Here is a 23,770-nt window from a genome sequence, read left to right as displayed (position 1 = left end):
CTCGTGACCCAATCAACAGCGGCTCATGATGAGCCTACAACCCTTGATGTCTCCATTCGGTCTTTGGGGGCTCAGGGGGATGGGGTTGCCTCTTTGCCCGATGGCAGCGCGGTGCATGTGCCCTATACCCTGCCAGGAGAACTGGTTCGTCTGACGCAGGATAAGGGGGGGCGCTGGACACTCAAAGAAATCCTGACGCACTCTCCTGACCGTGTTGACCCACCCTGCTCTCTTTTTGGCAATTGTGGGGGGTGTACACTTCAGCATATGGCACTTCCTGCCTTGCTGGCATGGAAGAGTGAACGTGTTAACGCCGCGTTAAAAAAAGCCGGCTTCCAAACGCTTCCCACAGCAGAACAGCATCAGGTGAAATCCCATTCCCGACGGCGGGCTGATCTGGCCATCCGCCGGAATGGGAAGGATATTCTTCTGGGCCTTCATGCGCGCAGTAGCCACGCCGTGGTGGATTTGACCGAGTGCTCCGTGCTGCATCCAACAGTAGTGAGCGCCCTTCCCGCTTTCCGTCAGGTGCTGCGTAGCCTTGAAGGCTTGCGGCAGGCCGGAGATCTGCACATCAATCTTCTGGAATCGGGGATAGACGTGCTTCTCGCCACTGATGGGCCGCTTTCTACAGGCGATCGAACCCGGCTGGCGGCATTTGCCGATTCGCTTTCCATCCCCCGCATCAGTTGGCGGTCCGTATCAAGCAATGCGGAACCTGAAAACGTGGTCCAACGCGGTAGCGTACGCCACAGCTTTGGCTCAGCAACGGTTGCTCCTCCTGCCGGTGCCTTTCTACAGGCCACCGCAGAGAGTGAGGCATGGATTCAGGAGAGCGTCATAGCGGCTCTCCCCAAAAAATTGGGTAAACGCGATACTCTTATTGAGCTGTATGCAGGGTGTGGAACGCTCAGCTTTCCCTTAGCCAGTCGTGCACGCGTCCTTGCCTATGAGGGGCACGCGGCGGCGGCCTCATGCCTGCAAGCAGCCACAGGCGGCACACGCGTGACTGCTGAATGTCGGGATCTGAACCGGCGGCCCATCATGGGGAAAACGCTCAACACGGCCGCCGCCGTTGTGCTGGACCCACCCCACGCTGGCGCCAAATTGCAAATGACGCAAATTGCCGCAGGCAAGCCCAAATCCGTTGTCTATGTAAGCTGTAACCCGGCCGCACTGGCAAAAGATGCAACAGCGCTATTTTCTGCTGGGTACAGCCTGAGCAGCATCAGTGTGATTGATCAGTTTTTATGGTCAGCCGAGGTGGAAGCCGTATGCGGCTTCACACATGAAAGCTCTCGCCGCAGCCGCAGCGGCCTTTCTCGTTCGGGTTGATAAACACAAACCCTTCTTCAAAGTCCGACTGCTGAAAGTCCATTTCCGACCCGATCAGGAACAGGGTCGCCTTGCGATCCACCAGCAGGGTGACGTCCTTGTCCTTGATCACTTCATCCCCAGCAGTTGGCGCATCCACAAATTCCATATCGTAGGCTTTGCCTGAGCACCCTTTGGTGGTGACGGAAATGCGAAGCAACTGGCCCGCATGGGCTGTTTTGTACAGGTGGGTAAGTTGCCGTGCTGCTGCATCGCTCAGACGCATGAGCGGAGGCAGAGCCCTTTTGGCAGGTGACGCAACTGTGGTCTGAGACATCGTTCCGTCCTTTCCTGTTCAGAACATATTCAAGGCGAGACGGGCTTCATCACTCATGCGTGACATATCCCATGGTGGGTCCCACACCACCTCAACATCGGCTGAGGTCACGCCGGGAACCTTCTCCACCGCTTCCTTTACCTGCACTGGCAGTTCCTGCGCGCTGGGGCAGTTTGGAGCGGTGAGTGTCATTTCAATTTTCACGCGGCCATCGTCATACAGATCAATGGCGTAAATCAGTCCAAGTTCATAAATGTTCACCGGAATTTCCGGATCATGCACCGTGGCGATTGCTTCGATAACGGCGTCTTCAGATGCTGCGCCCTCCGGAGAGCTGGCAGCTTCAGGGACCACGCCATCCGGGGTCCAGCTTTCTACACGTGGCTTTTCAGCCTCATCCGGCTGCCGGTCTTCATCCAGCACCTCCTGAGAAACTGAATCCACGGCATGATTTGTTTCCAGCACGTCAGGAGCATGCAGCTTTTCAGACGTCGACATGAGAAAGCGCCTCCTTTAAAGCGACCCACGGTAGTTCCGCACACCGGATACGAGCCCGATGCGCACGCAGCGGAGCAAAGGCTTCAAGCTGCTCCAGAGCGGGCGTTCCTGCGGTTGCACTTGTTGCAGGCTGACCATCCTTCTCCACCAGCATGGCGGAAAACTGACGCCCAACCCCTTCAGCCTGAGCAATGTTCAGGCCCGTTATCCGCTCGGCCATCAGATCCGCTGCCGCCAGACAGATGGCGCAGCCGCGGGTGTGATGCCGAACCAGACTGATATGGTCCTGATCAAGCTGAAGTTCCACCCGCGTTTTATCTCCGCAGAGCGGATTTTTGCCTTCCCCGATCTTTTCGGGGTTTTCCAGCCGTCCGGCAAAAAGAGGTTTGCGAGCGCGCTCAACAATCAGGCGATCATAGAGCGCGCCGCTATCCACCGGCATGGTCACACAAAAAAGTTCCTGATCCGCACCAGCGTATCCGCCAGCACGTCAATTTCTTCCTGCACGGTATAGATGCCAAAACTGGCCCGCGCGGTGGCGGTCAAACCAAGGCGGCGCATTAACGGCTCCGCACAATGGTGCCCTGCACGCACTGCAACACCGTTCCTGTCGAGCAGGGTGGCGATATCATGCGGGTGGACATCATCCATAGTGAAAGAGATAACGCCGCCACGGTCTTTTGGTGCGCCAATTACTTTCAGGCCCGGTACATCAGCCAGTCGGGTCAGGGCATAGGAGGTCAACGCAGCCTCGTGAGCCGTAATGGCTTCCATGCCGACTTTTTCAACCCAGGAAATAGCCGCCCCAAGGCCAATAGCCTCGATAATGGCAGGCGTACCCGCCTCAAACTTGTGCGGCACATGCGCCCAGGTGGAACGCTCGAACGTGACCGTGGAGATCATGTCTCCTCCGCCCATGAACGGCGGCATGGCATCCAGCAGGGCCTTGCGTGCCCACAAAATGCCAATACCCGTGGGCCCATAGAGTTTATGGCCGGTGAAGGTATAGAAATCAGCGCCCAGAGCCTGAACGTCCGTTTTGCGATGGACCACAAACTGGCTGCCATCAAAAAGGACCTGCGCCCCGGCGGCATGCGCCATATCGGCAATCTGACGCGCCGGGGTCACGCTGCCCAGCACGTTGGACATATGGGTAATGGCCACAAGAGCAACCTGCCCATCGGACAGAATGTCCTGCAACGCATCAAGATCTAGATCGCCCTCATCCGTAATGGGGGCAATGCGGAGCTCTATGCCAGCGCGGTCCCGCAGCATCTGCCATGGCACCAGATTGGCGTGATGTTCCATTTCGGAAATCACAACAGCCTGACCAGGCTTGAGCAGCGCACCGAAGGAATACGCCACCAGATTGATGGCTTCCGTGCTGTTGCGCGTAAAAACAATTTCTTCACGAGACGGCGCGTTCAGAAAAGCCGCCACCTGATCCCGCACGCCTTCATACGCTTCGGTCGTGCGTTCGCTCATCCAATGCAGACCGCGATGGATGTTGGCATACTGGGTCCGCATGGTGTCAGCCATGCAGTCAATAACAGCGTTTGGCTTCTGGGCCGAGGCAGCACTATCAAGAAACACCAGCGGCCGATCATGCACTTTCTGCGCAAGGATGGGGAACTGCTGGCGGATGGCAGCACTATCAAACTGATGCACCGGCCCTTTTTCCAAAATCGCAGACATTGTTATTCCTCTCCCGTTACCGGAAAGCGAATTTCCATAATGTGCGCTGCCAAGGTCTGTGCCACAGCATCCGGAATCAGAGCCAGAGCTTCCGCCAGAAAGGCGTGAATCAGGATCTGCCGAGCTTCTGCTTCTGGCACGCCGCGGCTGCGCAGATAGAACATCTGTTCGTCATCCAGCGCGCCAACGGTGGCCCCATGGCTGCATTTGACATCATCAGCGTAAATTTCCAGCTCTGGCTTGGCATCAATCTCGGCCTGCTCGGAAAGCAGAAGCGCCTGATTCATCTGATAGCCATCGGTCTTCTGGGCAATACGCTCAACCAGCACTTTCCCCTGAAACACACCGCGAGACTGTCCATCCAGCACATTCCGCACCGTCTGACGGGAGCGGCAATCAGGCGCTGCATGGGTAATGACACTTGTCACATCCCCCACCTGACGCCCCAGCAAGCGCTGCGCACCATTCACATGCACTTCCGCATGGGGGGCGTTCAGCCGGGCATGGACTTCATGCCGGGAAAGAGCTGCACCCAGCCCCAGAACAAAACTGTCGTAAGAGCCTCGTTCTTCAATCTGGGCATACAACGTCGCCAGACAGGCGGCATTGTCACTTTCGGTCTGGATTGTGACATGATTCAGCGTGGCGTTTGCCGCAACCGAAAGTTCCATGACCGGATTGTGCAGATAACGCCCCTGCCCACCCTGAACACAGATAAGGGACAGGCGCGCGCCTTCTTCAACCGTCACGCTATGGCGCGGGTGGAAAGAAACGGGCTCATCAGCCAATCCGAGAGAAACCAGCAGCACCCGGCCCGCATCCACCCCCGCCGCGACCGTGATTTCAGCACCATCCGTCGCCAAGGCCGCATTCAGGGCTGTCAGTGCATCACGATCCGGGCTGGATAAGGTTCCAAACGCTTCCATCTTGCCGAAGAAAGACAGACCCACATTCTGGGGCGGAACGGACAGATCAGGCGCGTAACGCCCATTCACAAAGACCAGCCGCGGAAGATCTGCACCTTCTCCCGCTGTCAGTCCCAGCCGATCAAGTTCGGCACGGGCCTTTGCCGCATCAAACTCTTCTGACGGAGCAACAAGCGGGGTTTCATTCAGAAAACGCAGGCTGGTGTATTTCCATGCCTCTACACGGCGATCAGGCAGACCGCTCCTGTGCAGAGCGCCCAAAGCAGCTTTCCGTGCCGGATCTGTTATCGCGTCAAGACGCGCCTTGAACGGCACAAGGGTTGCTGAGGGCTGTTTGATAATTGCGTTCACGCCGCCTCCGCAAGAAACCGGGTATAGCCTTCACTATCAATCTGCTTGGCCAGTTCAGGACCACCAGAATGGATGATCCGCCCTTTGGCCATCACGTGAATGCGGTCTGGCACCAGATAATCCAGCAAGCGCTGATGGTGAGTGATAACCAGTGCAGAAAAGTCCGGAGAACGCAGGCGGTTCACACCTTCTGCCACGATACGCAGGGCATCCACGTCCAGCCCGCTATCTGTTTCATCCAGAATGGCGAAAGATGGCTGCAAAAGTGTCATCTGCAAGACTTCATTGCGCTTTTTTTCACCGCCGGAGAAGCCGACATTCACGTTCCGCTTCAACATATCCGGCGCCATGGAAAGGGCCTTTGCCGCCTCACGCGCCGTTTTCAGGAACGCGACTGCATCCAGCTCTTCCTGCCCGCGAGCGCGACGCACGGCGTTAACCGCAGTCCGAAGGAAGTTGGCGTTGTTTACGCCCGGCAGTTCTATGGGAGACTGAAACGCCAGGAACAGACCGGCAGCAGCCCGCTCTTCGGGCTCCATTTCCAGCAGATCCTTGCCTTGGAAGGTCACGCTGCCCGCAGTCACTTCATAATCTTCACGGCCAGCAAGCACGTAGGAGAGCGTGGACTTGCCGGAGCCGTTCGGCCCCATGATGGCATGGACCTCACCCGGCGGGATGCTCAGATCCACACCGCGCAGAATTTCCTTTTCCTGCCCGTCAGCATCAATCCGGGCACACAGACCGGAAATATCCAAAAACTGGGTCATGTCTTGCCCCTCCTTACCCTACGCTGCCTTCAAGGCTGATCTGCAACAATTTCTGAGCTTCAACCGCAAATTCCATGGGCAGCTCTTTCAGCACATCCCGGCAGAACCCGTTCACAATCAGCCCGACTGCATCTTCTTCCGACAAGCCACGCTGACGGCAGTAGAAAAGCTGATCTTCCGAGATCTTGGAGGTTGTTGCTTCGTGTTCGATACGCGCGCCCATGTTGCGGTTTTCAATATAAGGCACGGTGTGCGCACCACAGCGGTCACCAATCAGAAGGCTGTCACACTGCGTAAAATTGCGCGCACCATACGCCTTGGGCAATACCCGCACCAATCCGCGATATGTGCTGTCAGACTGCCCGGCACTGATGGTCTTGGCGATGATGGTCGAGCGCGTGTTGCGCCCGATATGGATCATCTTGGTGCCCGTATCAGCCTGCTGATGGTTGTTTGTAACCGCAACTGAATAGAACTCACCCACAGACCCTTCGCCCTGCAGAATACAGGACGGGTATTTCCATGTGATAGCGGAACCTGTTTCAACCTGTGTCCAGGAAATCTTGGAGCGCGCACCACGGCATGCTCCACGTTTGGTCACAAAGTTATAAATGCCACCCCGGCCATTTTCATCGCCCGGATACCAGTTCTGCACTGTGGAATATTTGATGGAGGCATCTTCCATGGCCACCAGTTCCACCACGGCTGCGTGAAGCTGGTTCTCGTCCCGCATGGGGGCTGTACAGCCTTCCAGGTAAGAGACGGATGCACCGTCTTCCACCACAATCAGCGTGCGTTCGAACTGCCCGGTGTTACGGGCATTGATCCGGAAGTAGGTGGAAAGCTCCATCGGGCACCGCACCCCTTTGGGCACGTACACAAAAGAGCCATCCGTAAACACGGCCGAATTCAGAGCTGCATAGAAATTGTCCCCGGCAGGAACCACGGTGCCCAGGTATTTACGCACAAGATCCGGGTGCTCTTTCACGGCCTCGGAAATGGGGCAGAAAATCACGCCAGCTTCTTCAAGCGTTTTGCGGAAGGTGGTGACCACGGAAACACTGTCAAACACCGCATCCACCGCCACAGGCGGGCGGGCAGTTTCACCTTCCGGCAATTCCACACCGGCCAGAAGTGCCTGTTCATGCAACGGAATGCCCAGTTTCTCGTAGGTCCGCAGCAGTTCCGGATCAACTTCTTCTAACGATTTGGGGCCGGGCTTCTTCCGGGGAGCGGCGTAGTAATGCGCATCCTGATAATCAATCGGAGGATAGGCAACCTTGGCCCATTTGGGCTCTTCCATCTGCTGCCACGCACTGAAGGCCGCAAGCCGCCATTCCAGCAACCATTCCGGTTCTTCCTTGCGGGCGGAGATCAGGCGGATGGTGTCTTCATTCAGGCCCTTGGGGGCGAGATCCATGTCAATGTCGGTCTCGAACCCCCATTTATAGGAGGACTGCCCCAGTTTTTCGACTGCTTCACGCGTTTCGGTTACTGCTGGCATAACTCAAGCCCCCTCACGTTCTGCATTGGCGCAGGTCTGCACATTCGGTTTCAGGAACGTAGAACCGCACCCGCTTTTCTGACGCATCGTTTCCAACGAAATGGCCTCCAGAGTGTCCCGAATGGCCTGGTTGATGGTGTCCCATGTCCCGCACATCCCGCAGGACACGCCGGTATCACATTCTCCACCATCCACACACGCGGTGAGCGCAATCTTGCCATCCACTGCGGCAATGACACTGGCCACGGAAATCTCGGACAGCGGACGCGCCAGCCGATAACCGCCTTTTGCCCCCCGCTGGGACAAAACAAATTTGTGGGCCGATAAAACCTTGAGCACCTTGGCCACAGTTGGTTCCGGCACGCCGGTTTCAGCCGCCAGCGCAGGAGAGGTTACAACGCCATCCTGCTCACCAAGGTTCACAAGTATAACGACCGCATAGTCAGCCAGCCGGGAAAGTTTCAGCATTATCCTGCATCACCTGATTGGAGACCTGTCAGGTCCTGTTTCAGACACATGGAGCCAAGGACACCAAACGTCAACCCAAAACGAACGCATATATCCAAGGCGCGCGAACGTGATGAGCCATCCATGCCTCTATTGTGCATTCAGCCCGAACAGCAGGCGCAGAACGGCAAACAGCAGAGCTCCCACCCCGAATCCGACCAACGTTCCATTGAAGCGCACGTATTGAAGGTCCTTGCCCACGCGCAGCTCCAGCTTTTCCGCAATCTGCACGGCATCCCAGCCAGCCACCACACGCGCGATGAAGTCCGCCATACGCTCCCTTACAAAAGGGAGCGTCTTGAAGGTGGCTTTGGCAACGCCATCCATAATACGTTTGCGCAGCACCGGATCATGCCGCGCCTGCGTGGCCATGCGGGAGAGAGCTTCTTCCACAATGGAGGCAATACGGCCATTGGGGTCTTCCACATCGGCTTCCACCAGTCTGCGGAAGCGCTGCCATATATCAGCCCACCAGACCACCACACTCTCGTGCGACAGAACCCCCAGAACAGCCTGAGAAATTTCCTTCCCCCGCTCCGGGTCTGTTTCAATACGGTCAATCTGCCCACGCACCCAGGTAGTAAAGCCCTCACGCAGCGTAGAGTTCTGGGGGTCTACCCGCTCCAGTTCCTTGCTGGCCGCCATCAGCACACGGGTCGCGATGGAGCCGCCAATGGCCCACCCGAGAATACGCCCTCCCTGCTCCCGCACCCTGTCTTCAATCATGGTGCGCAAAGCGCCTTCCTTTGCCTGCAAACCATCCTTGATCTGCCCCAGCAGGTAAGACAGCACTTCCTGATGCCGGTCATCATCCACCAGACTGCGCAGAGCCTTGGCCACAATGGGAGCCAGATTGCTGCCGCCCAGCAGACGGGGAAACACCTTGCCAATGGCCCCACTGGCACGGCCATCTTCCAGCCGGTCCAGCATCTGCGGCATGGAAGAAAGCAGTGACCGCGTTATGGTCTCCCTTACCGCCGGATCATCCAGCATGTTCGCAAGAAAGCTGGGCACGTCCACCTGCCCCAGCACGTTGGAGACTTCTTTTTCTGTAAAGACCTGCCCGGAGACAAAGCGCCCCAACGCCCGGCCAAGCCGCTCCTTCTGGGCTGGCAGAATCGCGGTATGCGGAATAGGCAGCCCCATGGGGTGCCGAAACAGCGCCACAACGGCAAACCAGTCCGCCAGACCACCAACCACACCTGCCCGCGCCCCGGCACGCAGCATTTCCAACCAGACTCCATCCTTCACCCATCCAGCAGCAGGTGCGGCATAACCGACAACCGTAAGCCCACCCATGAAAACCAGCAGGCCTGTTGCGGCACGCTGGTAGCGTTTCAGGGTTTTTCGGGCAGCAAGATCGCTATCATTCTGAGGGTATGACGTCATGACATCTTGGATAGCACTCCCCATCCCTCACCCCAAGAGTGTGTGAAGCAGTTGCGGGCAATGAGCAGACATGAAACTGTAAGCTGGTCGGTTACCTCATAAATAATTGCCAAACAGTGGACGACGCCTCATGGACTATAGTTCTTTTCCGCCTGCTCTTGCCTCCCTCCTGACAACCATACGGAGGGATGCCGATGATGCCTCCAACCCTGTTATGGCCATGGCGCACATGGTTGGAATGGCGCTGGACGATGGCAGATTAGGCCATGAGGACATTGCCGAGCTGGTACGCACCTTGCGGGATGCCGCTTTTTTACGGCGGGCGGGGCGACTACACCGCTATGTAGGTGGCGCAGGACAGGACGCCACACACCAGAGACTAAAGATGTGTGTGGAAACCCTTCTGGCAAATCTGCCTGCCAATACCCCAGAAGCCTTTGCCCAAGCAGTCTCCCCAACCCGGTTTGCGGCGGTTTTTACGGCTCACCCCACCTTTGCTGTTAATAATGATGTCTATGCCGCGCTGGCAGAGTGCGCTTCTCAACCCGTGCTGCCGGACAAAGCCCCTTACTTTGAAACGCATCGGCGAAGTGCGCCGCCTACTCTTAATGAAGAATTTGACCTGGCCACGCAGGCCATTGCCCGTGCACGGGACGCCATTGATCTGTTCACGGCCCAGTTGCTGTCTGCCGCCAGAAAGCGCTGGCCCGAAAGCTGGCACACACTTGCCCCGCAACCCATTATTGTCACCAGTTGGGTGGGGTATGATACTGACGGTCGTACGGATATTGGTTGGTGGGATACGCTGCGCCTACGCCTACGCATGAAGCTATTTCAGCTTGAGCGGCTGGCACAGCAGCTCACGGTAAGCGGTGCCTCGGCGCCTGCCCTTCAGGCCCGTCTGAGCCGGGCCATCAGCATAGTGAACGAACAGATTGAAGCAACGCCCGCCAGCCCGGACCCGCAGGCAGTTGCCCGGTTTGCAGATCTGTTGGTCAACCACCACGCAACAGCCCTGCAAAGCGCTTCAGAACTGGCAACGGACCTACAAGACGCCATTGCTGCCGCAGAACCACAGGCTCAATTGCCTCTGGCCGTCGCCCGCGCAGGTTTTCTGGCGCATGGTCTGGCACTGGCGCACACACATGTGCGCCTGAACGCCACGCAAATTCATAATTTTGTGCGCCAGAAACTGAATCTTCGTGATGATCCCGGCAACCCGGCACATCGCAGGGCGCTGTTAAACCGTGTCAATGAAGCGCTGACACAGGTTACGCCGGTGGCGGTGGATTTCGGTGCACTCCTGTCCGACCCAGCCACAGCCGGGCGCCTGATGATGACCATTGCCCAGATCATCAAGCATATTGATGCTGATACGCCAGTACGCTTCCTGATTGCGGAAACGGAAACGGGTTACACCCTGCTTGCTGCCCTTTGGGCTGCAACGCATTTTGGCATTGCAGACAAGATCGAAATTTCCCCTCTATTTGAAACTGAAGACGCTCTGGCAAATGGTGAGCGTATTGTAGAAGAAGCACTGCGCTCCCCCTCCTGGCGAGACTATATACGCCGCACGGGCCGCATAAGCTTCCAGTTCGGCTATTCTGATTCTGGCCGTTATATCGGCCAACTTGCCGCAACAAACCTGATCGAGCGACTTCGCCTGAAAATCCACGAACAGCTTGTTTTGTGGAACCTGCAAGATGTTACAGTTATTTTCTTTGATACTCACGGCGAGAGCATTGGCCGTGGCGCCCATCCTTTCCGGATGGCGGACAGATTGCATTATCTCTCACCCCCATATGTGCGGGAGAAATTTTCCGAAACTGGCATTATCTGTCGGGAAGAAACGGCTTTTCAGGGAGGCGATGGCTACCTTCTGTTTGGAACCCCGGAACTGGCCGGAGCAACCATTGCATCCATTGCGGAAAATCTTTTCACACCGCTGAGTTCAGCAAGCGACCCGGTTTATGAACAGCCCGACTTCTCCGCTGATTTCTTTTCCAGTATTTCTGAAGGCATGACGGCTCTGGTGGCGGACCCCGGATATGCTGCCCTGCTGGGGGCTTTTGGCCCGGCTCTTATAGATCGCACTGGGTCTCGTCCTCCAGCCCGGCAAAGTGCGGAATCTGCCACAGGGTCCCGCCTGAGCCATCCCAGCCAGCTACGCGCCATACCCAACAACGCCATTCTGCAACAGCTAGGCTGGTGTGCAAACACTTTGCAGGGGCTGGGTTCCGCTGCCCGCAGGCATCCGGATACATTTGAAACGTTCAATACCTCCAGCCCACGTTTTCATAGAGCGCTTGATTTTGCACAGCACGCACTCGCCAGTTCTGATGATCGCGTTCTGAAATGTGTCATTCAGCTTTTGGACCCAGGCTTCTGGCTGGACCGCGCCACAGCAGAGCCATCCAAAGCGCGGCGTGCGGCTTTCCTTTCCCTTATGAAAGATCTGGAAAAGCTGAATTTCTCCGCCGATCTGCAAGCCATGTTCCGCCGGATTCAGGCCGATCATCTTGCCCTGCGTGAAGCATGGGAAGATGCACCTCATGGATCAGACCGCCTCCGGGTGCTTCATGCGGTGCGTATCGCGCTTATTGAACGTATCTGGCTTCTGGCGTGCCGGATTCCTTTCTTCATGCCGCGCAGCGGCTTTAACCGGGAGGCCATGATGCAGCAGATCCTGTGTCTGGAAATTCCGGCTGTTTTGAAAGAAATGGATCATATTTTTCCTTCCGGCACTGCCGCGTCAGACCTTGATTTTTATGAACCCCGCGGCCCACGGGAAGAAAGCATCTATATTCGTGAACATCGGGAAATTTTCATTCCCATGCGCGAGATTTTTGAACTTGTTCGTGAAATCAGTGTCGCAGTCATGCACGATATTGGAGCCTTTGGCTGAACAGCCCGCCTCTCACACCGTTTTCTTACAAAGAAAAAGGCCCCCGGAAAATCCGGGGGCTTTTTTCATTCAACCATCTTCCTACATGCCTAACGACCACCCAGAAAACTTTCCACGGACAGAGAAAACAAAAGAGGATTCTGCAGCAACGCAAAATGACTGGTAGAAGGCAGTATAGCGAGACCGGCATTTTCAATTGCAGCGGCAATCTGCTCCACCTGTGTACGGTCCACCACTTCATCATGATCCGCCGCAACAGCCCATAATGGTGCTGTAATGCGCACAAGATCCGCATTGGTCCACTGCGGAGCCTGCCGATGCAAAGCCCGCAAATCATCTCGCAGATCTGAAAAACTGCCCGACCGTGACAAACGTTTATAGTCTGCTTTTGCACGGCCCATGAAAGACTTGATCGCCTGTGCATTCTCGCCTGAGGCCAGCAGTCCATCAGGTGTCATGCGGGGCGCAAATGCGAAAACCCGTGAAACCGTGCCCGGATGTCTCATAGCTACATTCATGGCTTGTACGGCTCCATCTCCCCACCCCACAAAGGCGGCGTTCCGAAGCCGGAGATAGGCCATTAACGTGACCACATCATCGGCCAAAAGATCATAACTTAATGGCAGTGTTCCCATGGTACTACGGCCGTGGCCCCGTGCATCCATCACCACCACGCGGCACCGCGCCCGCAACAGAGAGCGGGCAAGATCACTCATGTAGTCAGAATTGGCCAGACCATCATGCAGCAGGATCACCGGAACACCTTGCCCGGCAGAGACAAAATAGATCTGGGCACGCCCCTGCCCGGGCACAAACCCTGTATCCACCTGCTGCCCACCAGCCTCGTTCTCCAGTGGGGTGGGCGTGGGGGGCAGCGCATGCCAATCATACACACCATTAATGGGAGGCAATCTATCTGGAGAAGACGATGCCAATGGAAGAGACATTTGCTGCGCATACGCGCGCTGCGCTGCCATTACTCCCGCCGCACCCAGGCTTGTCGTCAAAAGACGCCGCAATGCCTGTCTGCGGTCAAAAAGGCGGAAATCGCCCTTTCTTTCCGCTGCTCCGCCCACGACTGCAAGGGATTGCCCGTGCTGGTTTTCTCCTGACTGGGATGCAGGCCGCTCTGTTTTTTCCGCCACTTTCTACCTCTCCTGCCGACAGGCTCTCCTGCTCAAGATTAAGCGACCTTCCACAAGCAGGGCCAGTGTCTTTTTTATAAAGACACCTTACCTGCCACCGTTCTCTGGCATCCATAACGCGCCACACGAGTCAGCAACCGGAACCCCTCAGCCAAACGTAGCGTTTGCCTTGTCATATAGATGCAACGCCGGGATAAACCTCCTTATCCCTCGAATATTTTGATTTTTTATCTTTTTCTCGCTTCACGCCTGCAAGGAGCCTCCACTATGACTGAAACACCCCCTCAGACACGCGCAAAATCGCATCCAGTGCTGATAGGGTTAGGCTCCTTCCTGCTGGCCATTATTCTACTGATTATATTCTGGTCTTGGGACTGGTTTGTCCCATTGGTCAATTCCCGTGCCAGTGCAATCCTTCATCGCAAGACCACCATTGAGCATCTGCATGTTGCGCTCGGGCGCGTCACGACCATTCGGGTGGAAAACCTCAAGATTGAGCAACCAAAGACCTTTGCTCAGGAAAAAAATCTGTTTGCTGAGTCCAAGGAACTTGCCGTTTCAGTTGATGTCTGGTCCTACCTGTGGCATCGCGCACTTCATATCCCCCTCATAGCCCTTACAGACCCCAAGGCAGACATTCTCGCCCGCAAGAACGGCGAAAACAATTATACCTTCACTGAAGATGGCAAACCCGCGCCGGCAAACGAGAAGAAGACGGATCAAGCCAGTAGCCTCCCTGATATTGGGGAGTTACGCATTACCAATGGTGCGTTGCATGTTCGGCATGATCCCTTACAGGCTGACATGCAGATGGGAGTGGAAACCACGCGGCCAGAGGGCAATAACCGCGGCTCACTGCGCCTCACCGCCAAAGGACGTTACGCTCAGCAGCCTATTACGGCGCGTTTTGTAGGCGGAACGGTTCTTTCCTTTGTTGCGGATAAAGAGCCTTATCCGGTTGATCTGTTTGTACAAAATGGCCCCACGACGGCTACCCTGAAAGGGGACGTTGTTCACCCACTCACACTCGGCGGGGCTCGGCTTAAACTGCATTTTGCCGGGCCAGATATGTCCTTACTGTATCCGCTGACCGGCGTGCCCATTCCCCGCACCCCGGCCTACAGCATTGCTGGCACCCTGAACTATGCCCGCGATCATATTGTTTTCAAGGATTTTGAAGGCAAGATGGGCACCAGTGACATTGGAGGCACCATTGAGGTCAACCCTCATGAAAAGCCCATGTCTGTGCAGGCAAACCTCCATTCCAAACAAGTGAACCTTGTTGATCTGGGTGGCTTTATTGGCGCGAAGCCAAACAAGACAAAGGCCGAAGAAAAAGCGGAAGCCAAAAGCAATACGGTGCTGCCTGATACCCCCATCAATATTCCTAAACTGAATGCCGTGAACGCACACGTCACCTATCGTGGAGCGCATATCGAAAATCAGAAAGTGCCGCTTGATAATATTGACGCCGAATTTTTTGTTACTGATGGCGCCATTGATCTGAAACGCCTGAATTTTGCGGTTGGGCAGGGCACTCTGGCCAGTTCCGCTACGCTGAAACCAGACGGCAAGCTGTTTGATACCACGGCGCGGATTGATTTTGCCCGCATTGACCTTTCGCGCATCATGCAGGCCACCGCCGATTCAAAAGCACAGGGTATTATTGGCGGCCATATGACCCTCAAGGCAAAGGGCAATTCCATTGCCTCGCTGATGGCGGCCGGCAATGGCGGCCTTACGCTGGTTCTGGATCAGGGGGGAGATATTACCGCCATCCTGCCCAATGTGCTGGGCCTGCAACTAGCGAACGCCGTTCTCAGCGCACTGGGCTTGCCGTCCCATACAGATATCCGCTGCTTTATTGCGGATATGCCGCTCAGGAACGGCATTGTTTCAACCAATACCCTGCTGCTTGAAACCGGAGAAGCCCGCACACTTGGCAAAGGCACCATCAATTTCCGCACGAACAAGCTGGATTACGCCCTGACCACGCGCTCACAGAAGCCGACAATCGCGTCCCTACCCGGCGCCTTTCATATTACCGGCCCTATTAAATCCCCCACTGTTCTTCCCGGCGCTGAAATTCTTGGCCGCGCCGCCGCAGCGACCGGACTTGGATTTGTCTTTCCCCCGCTTGCCTTGCTTCCAACCATTCAGATTGGCGTAGGCGACAAATCTCTGTGCAGCCGCGCTGTTCAGGAAGTAAATACTAATCCCGCTGCCGGCATTGCTCCCGGAGCCCTTTCCCATGCCCGTGGTTCGGCGGGGAAACAAAAGGTACCTTCTTCCACCAAAACCCGCACGGTTGACGACAAGAAAGCAGCCTCCAGCCAGAACAAGAAAACAGGGCAGAAACACATGACACCTGCGGAAGTACGGGCAGCATGGGAGGCAAAGCTCAAGAAATAGACAAACCACTTTGTATGCTGGGTCATTCCTTCTGCTGAACAGGGGGTGACCCAGAAAGTGCGGGAGCTTCCTTAACCACTAATAAAAACAACTTCCCCTGTAACACTCTTTCACAAGATCTGCATGTGAGTGTCAGAAACGAGACAGTTCCAGAGTGTGTTAAAGGGAGCTTCAAAACATCGACGTTGAAATTGGTACCCCTTTTGACACCTGAACACGATGTCTTTTTGACCCACTAACGCCGGACCGTGATCGCGGAGCCGCTTTTTAAGCTCTACGGTGCCAGATCTGCTCTCACCCTTAGACCGTTGAAACAGCCTCTTAAGTTCTTGATTGTCGGTTCCACACAAACGACAGAAGAGCGAGCCCCTACCTTTGAGGGCAGCAAAAGGCGTTTCCTAAATCCTATTCACATGGGCAGAAAAGCAAATACTTTCAGGAACGAAGCATCAAATGAAGGTTTTGAAAAACCTCTCTCCAGACTTTCTGCCTTTTGCAATTATCAACGGGTTATGAGTGTGATGTGATCGAAAAAAGAAGGTTTTTTAGATCCTCTATCAGATCATCAAGAAGCACATCTCAAACTGGTGTCTTAGCGCCACACTAAGGTCAGATGCTGTTTATCGAAATAATGCAGGATTCCCTCAACCCACCAAGGTGCCGTGTTCAAATCAAACTCCCCTGTCATGAGAGAATCTGAATTGGTCACATGGCCTGTTGGCGGCATGTAGAGGGTCATTGCCTGACCTGCCCCATGTCCGGACTGCCATGTATCTGCCCGATCTGCGATGACCTGCTGCCGCATCTGCCAATCCGCCCTGATGTCAGGCAGCCTGTAAGCCAGCAGGCAGGCAAGAGCAGCAATCAACGCTCCATACGTAACGGCACGCATACGGCTGGAAACCGTTACACCGCCCAATGTTACAAGAGCCAGAAAATAGGCGGCCTCACGCAGGTTGTTGTGGCGAGTGCAGCATAATGTACCGAACTCATAATAGCCGAGCACAATGGTGCTATAGGCTCCGCCCAACAGGGCACCGATCCACAACCAGCAGGCGCGATTCCGAGGAACCTCCCGGTTTTGGCCCAGCATAAAAATCAGCAGAAAAACGATCACTGCAAGAGACACCCACAAAGACAAGCCGGGAATGTGCAGGATTTCGAACAGGAAACTGCGCGTTGCTTTCAGCATGCTGGGCATCCAGTGCCCCCCCAGGCCACTGGCTGGATCAAACACTTCGCTTTTGGTGCCCAGCCGATGCGTTGCATTCACCAAAACGACAAACGCAGCCGCCAGAAATGGGAAACACATGGCCCGTCCATAACGGGACGTGCGCACTCCGTACAGCACCATGCAAGCCATGGTATAAATCAGCACGGTCAAGGCCCCGGCCTCCTGACTCCATGCAGCAACCACCAATACAAACACCATGACCCAACGGTGTCTGGTGGCATCGCCCCTGTGCAGGATACTTGCCGCCGCCAATGTGGCCCAGCATGGCACATAGCTGGCGGCTCCCATGGGCCAGTAAAACATTTCTGCCTGCCCGCAGAGCAGCAAAGAAACAGCGAGTAGAACGCAGGCCAGAAGTCCGGCTTTTGCCTGATGGCTTACTCTTCCCACCCACCAGAGAAGAGCCACTGCCCCACCCCACACAGCCAGCAGAAACGGAGCGACAAGAGGAGCGCCATGCCAGTCTGCCAGCCAGAGGTAACTGGCGCTTACCATCTCCCCTATCGGCCTGGGGCTCCAGGATGTGATCCGCCCAAGCACCCCGGCCAACCCCTGCTCACGCAGCATTACTCCAAGACCGTATTCATCCCCCTGCCAGCGGGCCAGAGGGGTCAGCCCGGCATAAAGGACTAACACCAACAGGACGCTAAGCCACGCAAATAGGAAAAGGATTTTTTGAGGAGCGAAGACTCTCACAACCAGGAACATCCTGTTCTGACAATGGAAAAGAAACAACAGGTAATGCAGATACAAAAAAAGCCGCTCCAAATGGAGCGGCTTTTCTGAAACTCTGTCACCAGAAAGAAGATTACTTGGACTGAGCCATGATTTCTTCTGCCACGTTGCGCGGCACGGGATCGTAGTGATGGAACTGCATGGTGAAGGACGCACGGCCCTTGGTCATGGAACGCAGGTGAGAAATGTAACCGAACATTTCCTTCAGCGGCACATGAGCACGCACCATAACCGTGGAACCGGAGGTTTCCTGGCTCTGGATCATGCCACGACGACGGTTGATATCACCCACCACGTCACCAACGTGATCGTTCGGGGTGGTCACTTCCACATCCATGATCGGTTCAAGGATAACCGGACCAGCATGCTTCATGCCTTCACGGAAGCAAGCCTTTGCCGCGATTTCGAACGCCAGAGCGGACGAGTCAACGTCATGGTACTTACCGTCAAGCAGCGTGAACTTGAAGTCCACCGTCTGGAAGCCTGCCAGAACACCCGTGGAAGACTGAACGCGAATACCTTTTTCAACCGCAGGAATATATTCCTTCGGCACGGTGCCGCCGACAACCTTGTTTTCAAACTGGATGTCTTCGTTCCGTTCAAGCGGTTCGAAAGCAATCTTCACTTCAGCGAACTGACCGGAACCACCAGACTGCTTCTTGTGGGTGTAGGTTTCAGTATGCGGCTTGGTGATGGTTTCACGATACGCCACCTGCGGCGCACCAACGTTTGCATCCACACCATATTCACGACGCAGACGGTCGATGATGATGTCGAGGTGCAGTTCACCCATACCAGACAGAATGGTTTGACCCGTTTCCTGATCGGTCTTCAACTGCAGGGAAGGATCTTCACCAGCCAGCTTCTGCAGGGCCAGTGTCATCTTTTCCACGGCGTCCTTCGTTTTCGGTTCAACAGAGATGTCGATAACCGGAACCGGGAAGGTCATGCGTTCAAGGATAACCGGATCAGCCGGATCAGCCAGCGTATCACCCGTCTGGCTGTCTTTCAGGCCAACAAACGCAGCAATATCACCAGCGTGAACTTCAGTCAGTTCTTCACGCTTGTCAGCATGCATCTGATAGATACGGCCAATACGTTCCTTGTGGCCTTTGGTGGTGTTCAGCACGGTATCACCCGTTTTCAGAACGCCACGATAGACGCGCACAAAGGTCAGCGTGCCGTATTTGTCGTTGATGATCTTGAACGCAAGACCAGCAAACTTGCCATCGGGGTCAACCGGGATGATGGGCTGGGCGTTTTCGTTTTCTTCTTCACCTTCCGGCGGAGCGCAACGAATGCCTTCAACATCATCAGGAGCCGGCAGGTAATCGATAATGGCGTCAAGAAGCGGCTGAACGCCCTTGTTCTTGAAGGCCGTGCCACACAGAACCGGACGGAATTCGCCGGAGATGGCACCCTTCTTGATGCAGCGCTTCAGCGTTTCAACAGAAACATCGCCGTTTTCAAAGTACTCTTCCATAGCCTTGTCATCGACAGCCAGAGCGGTGTCGAGCAGGTTCTGGCGGGCTTCAGCAGCCTTTTCCTTCAGATCAGCCGGAATTTCCTCATCATGGAACTTCGCGCCCAGTTCACCGCCTTCCCAGACGATGGCCTTCATTTCAACAAGGTCCACCACGCCGAGGAACTGGTCTTCCGCACCAATCGGCAGCTGCAGCGGGATAGCAACGATATCCAGCTTTTCTTTCAGCGTGTCGAATGCACGGTAGAAGTCTGCACCGGTACGGTCCAGCTTGTTGATGAAGATGATGCGCGGCACCTTGTAGCGGTCAGCCAGACGCCAGTTGGTTTCAGACTGCGGCTGAACACCGGCCACACCTTCAATGATGAACACGGCACCATCGAGCACGCGCAGCGAACGGTTCACTTCGATGTTGAAGTCGATGTGTCCGGGGGTATCGATGATGTTGATGCGGTGGTCGTTCCACACACAGGTCACGGCAGCGGAGGTAATCGTGATACCGCGTTCACGTTCCTGGGCCATGTAGTCAGTGGTGGTGTTGCCTTCGTGCACTTCACCAATTTTGTGAGACACGCCGGTGTAGTAAAGGATACGTTCAGTCGTGGTTGTCTTGCCCGCGTCAATATGCGCGGTGATCCCGATATTGCGGATCTTTGACAGTTCGGATTTGGCGGACACGAAAACCTCCAGAAAACAGGTCAGGCGCGATGGAATTTCCTTCGCGCCTGTGGCCGCCGAACACCGTGCTGGCACCTGAGAAACCCAGATAGCCCGGCTGCCGGAAACCGGCCGATAGACGTAAGGCGCTGACACCCTGCCAGACGCCTGAACCACAGAAACCGGGCCGGTCAGATCATGACAGGTCCGGAAACTGCAGAATTAGGCAGAACCCCTGAATCAGGCGCCAGCAGCAGCCTGCTTTTTAGCCTGAACGCGCAGCACACGGCGTTTGATCACCTGTGCTTCTTCCGGCAGCTTGCGGTTAGGCGTGCTGGTCAGGAAGGCGTCAAGGCCACCATTGTGCTCAATGGTGCGCAGGCCGCGGGTGCTGACACGCATACGCACAGCAGTGCCCAGCGTTTCAGAGGTCAGGGACGCTTCCTGCAGGTTAGGCAGGAAGCGACGACGGGATTTGTTGTTGGCATGGCTGACGTTATTGCCGGTCAGCACGCCTTTGCCGGTAATCTGGCAGCGACGGGACATTGTCTCATCCTTGTCTAATAGAAACAGAGGGCCGAGACAGATTTTGCCCGGCGACCACATTCAGGATTGGCGCGGCTTATGGCTGAGCCACGGCCTTCCGTCAAGGGTTGACCTCAGGCTTTCTCGCTTTCAGGGCCGTTTTCTCCGGCCATGGAAGCATGAACATCCCCTGAGCGCACACTCTGAGCGGCTGAATCAAGAATGCGCAGAATGGTATCCTTGTCCATGCTGCGCGCAAGCAAACCCAGCGAACCGCCCAGCAAGGCTGAGGCAATAGCCAGCGGGGGCTGCTTTTCCTTGATCAGGTGCTCAACCGCACTTTCAATGACCACAGCGCACCGGGCCAGATCATCAGGCACTTCGGGAGTAGTGCCAGACGCGGGTGTATTTCCTGCCGTATCCGTCATGAAATCTTCGTCCTTTTCTTTCCTAGCAAGGATACGCCGAGCCTTCCCGCCGCCTTGCGATTCGTCTCCATGCGGGCCGTCCCCCTAGCGGGACACAGCCTCTGCCAGACGCTCTGTAACACCTTCCGCACCCTGAGCAGCCCACATGGCTGCATAGTGCCCTCCTGCGGCAAGCAGGGCCTCATGCGTGCCACGTTCAAGCACACGCCCCTGCCCCATCACCAGAATCTCATCCGCGTCCACAATGGTGGACAGTCGGTGAGCAATCACAAGTGTGGTGCGCCGTGCGGAGACGGTTTTCAGAGCAACCTGAATCTCCTGTTCGGTATGTGTGTCCAACGCGCTTGTGGCCTCGTCAAGCACAAGAACGCGTGGGTCTTTCAAAATCGTTCGGGCAATGGCCACGCGCTGCTTTTCACCGCCAGAAAGCTTCAACCCACGCTCGCCCACCTGCGTATTATACCCCTCAGGCAGGGACATGATGAAATCGTGAATCTGGGCCAGCCGTGCTGCCTGCTCCACCGCGCTCGGGCTTGCATCAAGGCGACCATAGGCAATGTTGTAGCCTATGGTCTCGTTAAACAGGACGGTATCCTGCGGCACCACCCCAATGGCCGCACGCAGATCCGCCTGCCGGTAGGCCCGGACATCATGACCGTCCACCATCACCGCGCCGGACCAGACATCATAAAACCGGAACAGCAAGCGGCTGATGGTTGATTTGCCAGCCCCTGTGGAACCCACAATCGCCAGTTTCTTGCCAGGTTGGGCAACAAAGCTGACCCCATGCAAAATCTCGCGTTCTGGGCCGTATCCAAAACGCACATCCCGGAATTCCACTTCCGCGGCGTCCGAATCCTGAAGGTGCGCGGCAATGGGCAGCGGATGAAGAGGATCAGCGACCTCCACATCTTCTTCCACCAGCCCAAACATGTGCTCCAGATCAACCATGGCGGTGCGTATGGCTGAATAGACAGACCCCAGAAAATTCAGTGGCCCATAAAGCTGCAGCAGATAGGTGTTCACCATCACGAACTGCCCCACGCTGATTCGCCCGGCTTCCACATCCCGTCCGGCCAGCAGCATGATAAGCGTGAGAGCAACCGCAATAATGGCGGCCTGCCCAAAGTTCAGTAGGCCAAGGGAATACTGGGTCTTGCGGGCCGCCTGCTCATAACGGGCCTGTGCATTATCATACCGTTTTGCCTCATGGGCCTCGTTGCCAAAATACTTGACGGTTTCATAATTCAGCAGGCTGTCCAGCGCTTTGCCGGTTGCTTCACTATTCGTTTCGTTCATCTCGCGGCGGATGCCCAGACGCCATGCGGTGAACTTCACCGTAAAGCCGATATAAGCGGCGATCATCACCCCGATCAGCACCACATAGCGCCAGTCAAACACCCGCCAGATCACCACAGCCACCAACAGGGCCTGCAAGATGGTGGGGGAAAGAGACATGCCCATGCGCAACAGGGTTTCCACCCCTTCCGTGCCGCGTTCAATGGCACGGGTCACGCCACCGGTGCGGCGGTCAAGATGGAAGCGCAGGGAGAGCTTGTGCATATGCTCAAAGCTGCGGAAGGCGGCCTGCCGTGCCACGCGGAAGCGCACAGGGGCAAAAAGGGAATCGCGCAGGTTGGTCAGGGCGGCCGAAACCAGCCTGACCAGCCCGTATCCGATAATCAGGGCAACAGGCGCCAAGGCCAGACTCTGCGGATGGGAAAGCCGGTCCACCACCTTGCTGTAGGCCAGAGGCACGGCAAGGGTCGCCAGTTCCCCCCCCACCATGACCAGCAGGACCAGAATGACGCGCCACCGCAGGCTCCGGTTTTCACGGGGCCAGAGATACGGCAAGAGACGAGAGAGCGTGACGGAAGCCGACTGTTCTGGCGGCCCGGAAATACGACGTTGACGAGGTGACATAAGCCGGATGTGACATGCCTTCCGTATTTTGCAACCCCGCTGCACCTTGCCACTGCCGCGCGCAGACCAGATATAAAGTTGCGTAATCCTCTTTTTTCTTCACCAGCACGACAGGATTCTGAATGCCGTCCGACGATATGCCTTTTCTTCGTCATCTCAGGCTGTGCAACACCGCCGTCGTGCCTGGAGACCGTTTTCCTTTCTCGCTTGGTGGCAAACCGGCTGGCTGGATTGACCCGGCCATCGCCGATCGGCTTGAGCAGGAAGGTCTCGGCTCCCGCGCCAAGGGATTTGCCCTTGCCAACCCGGCGGAACTGGAAGCGCTGGGGGAAAAACTGGCTCAGGAAGGGTTTTACCGATCACATCATGAACTGTTTGATGTGATGACTGATCTGGACCAGCCTGTGATTGCCCGTATTGACCGGGGGGCCCTGCCACTGTTCGGTTTGGTGGCAATCGGCGTGCATATGAACGGGCTGGTCCGCAAATCGGACGGACTTTATCTGTGGACAGGCCGCCGCGCCCGCAACAAGCGCTTGGACCCCGGCAAGCTGGACCATCTGGTGGCAGGCGGGGTACCAGCGGGCCATTCCCCTGCTGAGGCTTTGCTGAAAGAAGCGGCTGAAGAAGCGAGCATTGGCCCGGAACTGGCCGCACACGCCAAGGAAGTGGGGCGGATTCTCTACGCTCTCAACCGCCCTGAAGGGCTGCGGCGCGATATCCTGTATTGCTATGATCTGTTTCTGCCGGAAAGCTTTGAGCCCGTTGCAGCTGACGGAGAAGTGGAATCCTTCAGCCTGATGAAGCTGGAAGACGTGCTGGCACTGGTGCGGGACACCGACGAGTTCAAATTCAACGTGAACCTCGTGCTGATTGATCTCTTCCTACGCCATGGGCTGATTGACCCACACTCCGCCGAGGGCCGTGCCTTGCAGAACGGGCTGGCGCGTGGCCTCTCCCCGGCGAGTCCGGGCAAGGAGCATGTCACAGTACCTGCCTGAAACGGCAGACAGACCTCAAGAAAAAGGGCAGAGC

19 protein-coding genes are annotated in these 23,770 nt (G+C 56.1%); 4 read left to right on the top strand and 15 right to left on the bottom strand.

All coding sequences use genetic code 11. The annotated features are described in order from the left end of the window. Window positions 1-3: 3 nt before the first annotated feature. Entirely contained in the window at window positions 4-1,335 is a 1,332-nt protein-coding gene (locus tag QWU00_RS14355; RefSeq protein WP_392388272.1) for a class I SAM-dependent RNA methyltransferase, read from the top strand. On the opposite strand, the gene QWU00_RS14350 is transcribed toward QWU00_RS14355, so the two are convergent. The 9 genes from QWU00_RS14350 to QWU00_RS14310 form a co-directional block, all read right to left on the bottom strand. After that, on the bottom strand, window positions 1,283-1,651 hold the full coding sequence (locus tag QWU00_RS14350) for a HesB/IscA family protein (RefSeq protein ID WP_035380859.1): 369 nt from the start codon (window positions 1,649-1,651) through the stop codon (window positions 1,283-1,285). The two genes, QWU00_RS14355 and QWU00_RS14350, sit on opposite strands and share 53 nt — an antisense overlap. A gap of 18 nt (window positions 1,652-1,669) precedes the next feature. Further along, window positions 1,670-2,149 (bottom strand): SUF system Fe-S cluster assembly protein, encoded by a 480-nt coding sequence (locus QWU00_RS14345; protein WP_035380861.1) that lies wholly within the window; start codon window positions 2,147-2,149, stop codon window positions 1,670-1,672. Continuing rightward, window positions 2,136-2,591, bottom strand: coding sequence for a Fe-S cluster assembly sulfur transfer protein SufU (gene sufU / locus QWU00_RS14340; RefSeq protein WP_035380863.1), 456 nt, complete (start codon window positions 2,589-2,591; stop codon window positions 2,136-2,138). The genes QWU00_RS14345 and sufU overlap by 14 nt, the downstream gene beginning before the upstream one ends. Before the next feature lie 2 nt (window positions 2,592-2,593). Continuing rightward, a complete protein-coding gene (locus QWU00_RS14335; protein WP_052051402.1) occupies window positions 2,594-3,844 on the bottom strand; it encodes an aminotransferase class V-fold PLP-dependent enzyme in 1,251 nt (416 codons plus the stop codon). Window positions 3,845-3,846: 2 nt separating this feature from the next. Next, window positions 3,847-5,121, bottom strand: a complete 1,275-nt coding sequence (gene sufD, locus QWU00_RS14330; RefSeq protein ID WP_035380865.1) for a Fe-S cluster assembly protein SufD — start codon at window positions 5,119-5,121, stop codon at window positions 3,847-3,849. Then, a complete protein-coding gene (sufC, locus tag QWU00_RS14325) occupies window positions 5,118-5,888 on the bottom strand; it encodes a Fe-S cluster assembly ATPase SufC (RefSeq protein ID WP_006558283.1) in 771 nt (256 codons plus the stop codon). The genes sufD and sufC overlap by 4 nt, the downstream gene beginning before the upstream one ends. Window positions 5,889-5,901: 13 nt before the next feature. Next, entirely contained in the window at window positions 5,902-7,392 is a 1,491-nt protein-coding gene (gene sufB, locus QWU00_RS14320; protein ID WP_006558284.1) for a Fe-S cluster assembly protein SufB, read from the bottom strand. A gap of 3 nt (window positions 7,393-7,395) precedes the next feature. Next, entirely contained in the window at window positions 7,396-7,860 is a 465-nt protein-coding gene (locus tag QWU00_RS14315) for an SUF system Fe-S cluster assembly regulator (protein WP_006558285.1), read from the bottom strand. A gap of 129 nt (window positions 7,861-7,989) precedes the next feature. After that, window positions 7,990-9,288 (bottom strand): DUF445 domain-containing protein, encoded by a 1,299-nt coding sequence (locus tag QWU00_RS14310; protein ID WP_035380868.1) that lies wholly within the window; start codon window positions 9,286-9,288, stop codon window positions 7,990-7,992. A gap of 130 nt (window positions 9,289-9,418) precedes the next feature. On the opposite strand from QWU00_RS14310, the gene QWU00_RS14305 reads away from it, so the two are divergent. Then, window positions 9,419-12,193: a phosphoenolpyruvate carboxylase gene (locus tag QWU00_RS14305; protein WP_035380870.1), complete on the top strand. Its 2,775-nt coding sequence runs from the start codon at window positions 9,419-9,421 to the stop codon at window positions 12,191-12,193. An 89-nt stretch (window positions 12,194-12,282) separates the two neighbouring features. Here the strand turns inward: QWU00_RS14305 and QWU00_RS14300 are convergent, their stop codons facing one another. Further along, window positions 12,283-13,338, bottom strand: a complete 1,056-nt coding sequence (locus QWU00_RS14300; RefSeq protein WP_035380872.1) for an alpha/beta fold hydrolase — start codon at window positions 13,336-13,338, stop codon at window positions 12,283-12,285. 267 nt (window positions 13,339-13,605) lie between these two features. Here QWU00_RS14300 and QWU00_RS14295 point away from each other — a divergent pair, with 267 nt between their 5' ends. Then, window positions 13,606-15,750, top strand: a complete 2,145-nt coding sequence (locus tag QWU00_RS14295) for an AsmA family protein (protein WP_035381053.1) — start codon at window positions 13,606-13,608, stop codon at window positions 15,748-15,750. A 592-nt stretch (window positions 15,751-16,342) separates the two neighbouring features. Here the strand turns inward: QWU00_RS14295 and QWU00_RS14290 are convergent. The 5 genes from QWU00_RS14290 to QWU00_RS14270 form a co-directional block, all read right to left on the bottom strand. Beyond that, window positions 16,343-17,623: a hypothetical protein gene (locus QWU00_RS14290; protein ID WP_150395566.1), complete on the bottom strand. Its 1,281-nt coding sequence runs from the start codon at window positions 17,621-17,623 to the stop codon at window positions 16,343-16,345. A 169-nt stretch (window positions 17,624-17,792) separates the two neighbouring features. Further along, on the bottom strand, window positions 17,793-19,880 hold the full coding sequence (gene fusA, locus QWU00_RS14285; RefSeq protein WP_035381054.1) for an elongation factor G: 2,088 nt from the start codon (window positions 19,878-19,880) through the stop codon (window positions 17,793-17,795). A gap of 219 nt (window positions 19,881-20,099) precedes the next feature. After that, the gene (rpmB, locus tag QWU00_RS14280) at window positions 20,100-20,405 is read right to left on the bottom strand and encodes a 50S ribosomal protein L28 (RefSeq protein WP_006558293.1); all 306 of its coding nucleotides are present in this window, start codon (window positions 20,403-20,405) and stop codon (window positions 20,100-20,102) included. Between the two features lie 113 nt (window positions 20,406-20,518). Then, window positions 20,519-20,812: a hypothetical protein gene (locus tag QWU00_RS14275; RefSeq protein ID WP_035380876.1), complete on the bottom strand. Its 294-nt coding sequence runs from the start codon at window positions 20,810-20,812 to the stop codon at window positions 20,519-20,521. A gap of 84 nt (window positions 20,813-20,896) precedes the next feature. After that, on the bottom strand, window positions 20,897-22,735 hold the full coding sequence (locus QWU00_RS14270) for an ABCB family ABC transporter ATP-binding protein/permease (RefSeq protein ID WP_058989354.1): 1,839 nt from the start codon (window positions 22,733-22,735) through the stop codon (window positions 20,897-20,899). Between the two features lie 122 nt (window positions 22,736-22,857). On the opposite strand from QWU00_RS14270, the gene QWU00_RS14265 reads away from it, so the two are divergent. Beyond that, a complete protein-coding gene (locus QWU00_RS14265; RefSeq protein ID WP_035380877.1) occupies window positions 22,858-23,736 on the top strand; it encodes an NUDIX hydrolase in 879 nt (292 codons plus the stop codon). Window positions 23,737-23,770 lie beyond the last annotated feature (34 nt).

It is taken from the genome of Acetobacter tropicalis, assembly GCF_030644465.1.
Lineage (GTDB): Bacteria > Pseudomonadota > Alphaproteobacteria > Acetobacterales > Acetobacteraceae > Acetobacter > Acetobacter tropicalis.
The sequence above is the reverse complement of the archived record's forward strand: the minus strand, read 5'-3'. Positions and strand labels throughout refer to the sequence as shown.

What these genes read in the sequence shown, in the direction of transcription:
- sufC (WP_006558283.1), bottom strand. Translation starts at nt 5,888, where the DNA reads ATGACCCAGTTTTTGGATATTTCCGGTCTGTGTGCCCGGATTGATGCT.
- QWU00_RS14350 (WP_035380859.1), bottom strand. Translation starts at nt 1,651, where the DNA reads ATGTCTCAGACCACAGTTGCGTCACCTGCCAAAAGGGCTCTGCCTCCG.
- sufU (WP_035380863.1), bottom strand. Translation starts at nt 2,591, where the DNA reads ATGCCGGTGGATAGCGGCGCGCTCTATGATCGCCTGATTGTTGAGCGC.
- QWU00_RS14305 (WP_035380870.1), top strand. Translation starts at nt 9,419, where the DNA reads ATGGACTATAGTTCTTTTCCGCCTGCTCTTGCCTCCCTCCTGACAACC.
- QWU00_RS14315 (WP_006558285.1), bottom strand. Translation starts at nt 7,860, where the DNA reads ATGCTGAAACTTTCCCGGCTGGCTGACTATGCGGTCGTTATACTTGTG.
- QWU00_RS14310 (WP_035380868.1), bottom strand. Translation starts at nt 9,288, where the DNA reads ATGACGTCATACCCTCAGAATGATAGCGATCTTGCTGCCCGAAAAACC.
- QWU00_RS14295 (WP_035381053.1), top strand. Translation starts at nt 13,606, where the DNA reads ATGACTGAAACACCCCCTCAGACACGCGCAAAATCGCATCCAGTGCTG.
- QWU00_RS14265 (WP_035380877.1), top strand. Translation starts at nt 22,858, where the DNA reads ATGCCGTCCGACGATATGCCTTTTCTTCGTCATCTCAGGCTGTGCAAC.
- QWU00_RS14275 (WP_035380876.1), bottom strand. Translation starts at nt 20,812, where the DNA reads ATGACGGATACGGCAGGAAATACACCCGCGTCTGGCACTACTCCCGAA.
- QWU00_RS14335 (WP_052051402.1), bottom strand. Translation starts at nt 3,844, where the DNA reads ATGTCTGCGATTTTGGAAAAAGGGCCGGTGCATCAGTTTGATAGTGCT.
- QWU00_RS14270 (WP_058989354.1), bottom strand. Translation starts at nt 22,735, where the DNA reads ATGTCACCTCGTCAACGTCGTATTTCCGGGCCGCCAGAACAGTCGGCT.
- sufB (WP_006558284.1), bottom strand. Translation starts at nt 7,392, where the DNA reads ATGCCAGCAGTAACCGAAACGCGTGAAGCAGTCGAAAAACTGGGGCAG.
- rpmB (WP_006558293.1), bottom strand. Translation starts at nt 20,405, where the DNA reads ATGTCCCGTCGCTGCCAGATTACCGGCAAAGGCGTGCTGACCGGCAAT.
- QWU00_RS14345 (WP_035380861.1), bottom strand. Translation starts at nt 2,149, where the DNA reads ATGTCGACGTCTGAAAAGCTGCATGCTCCTGACGTGCTGGAAACAAAT.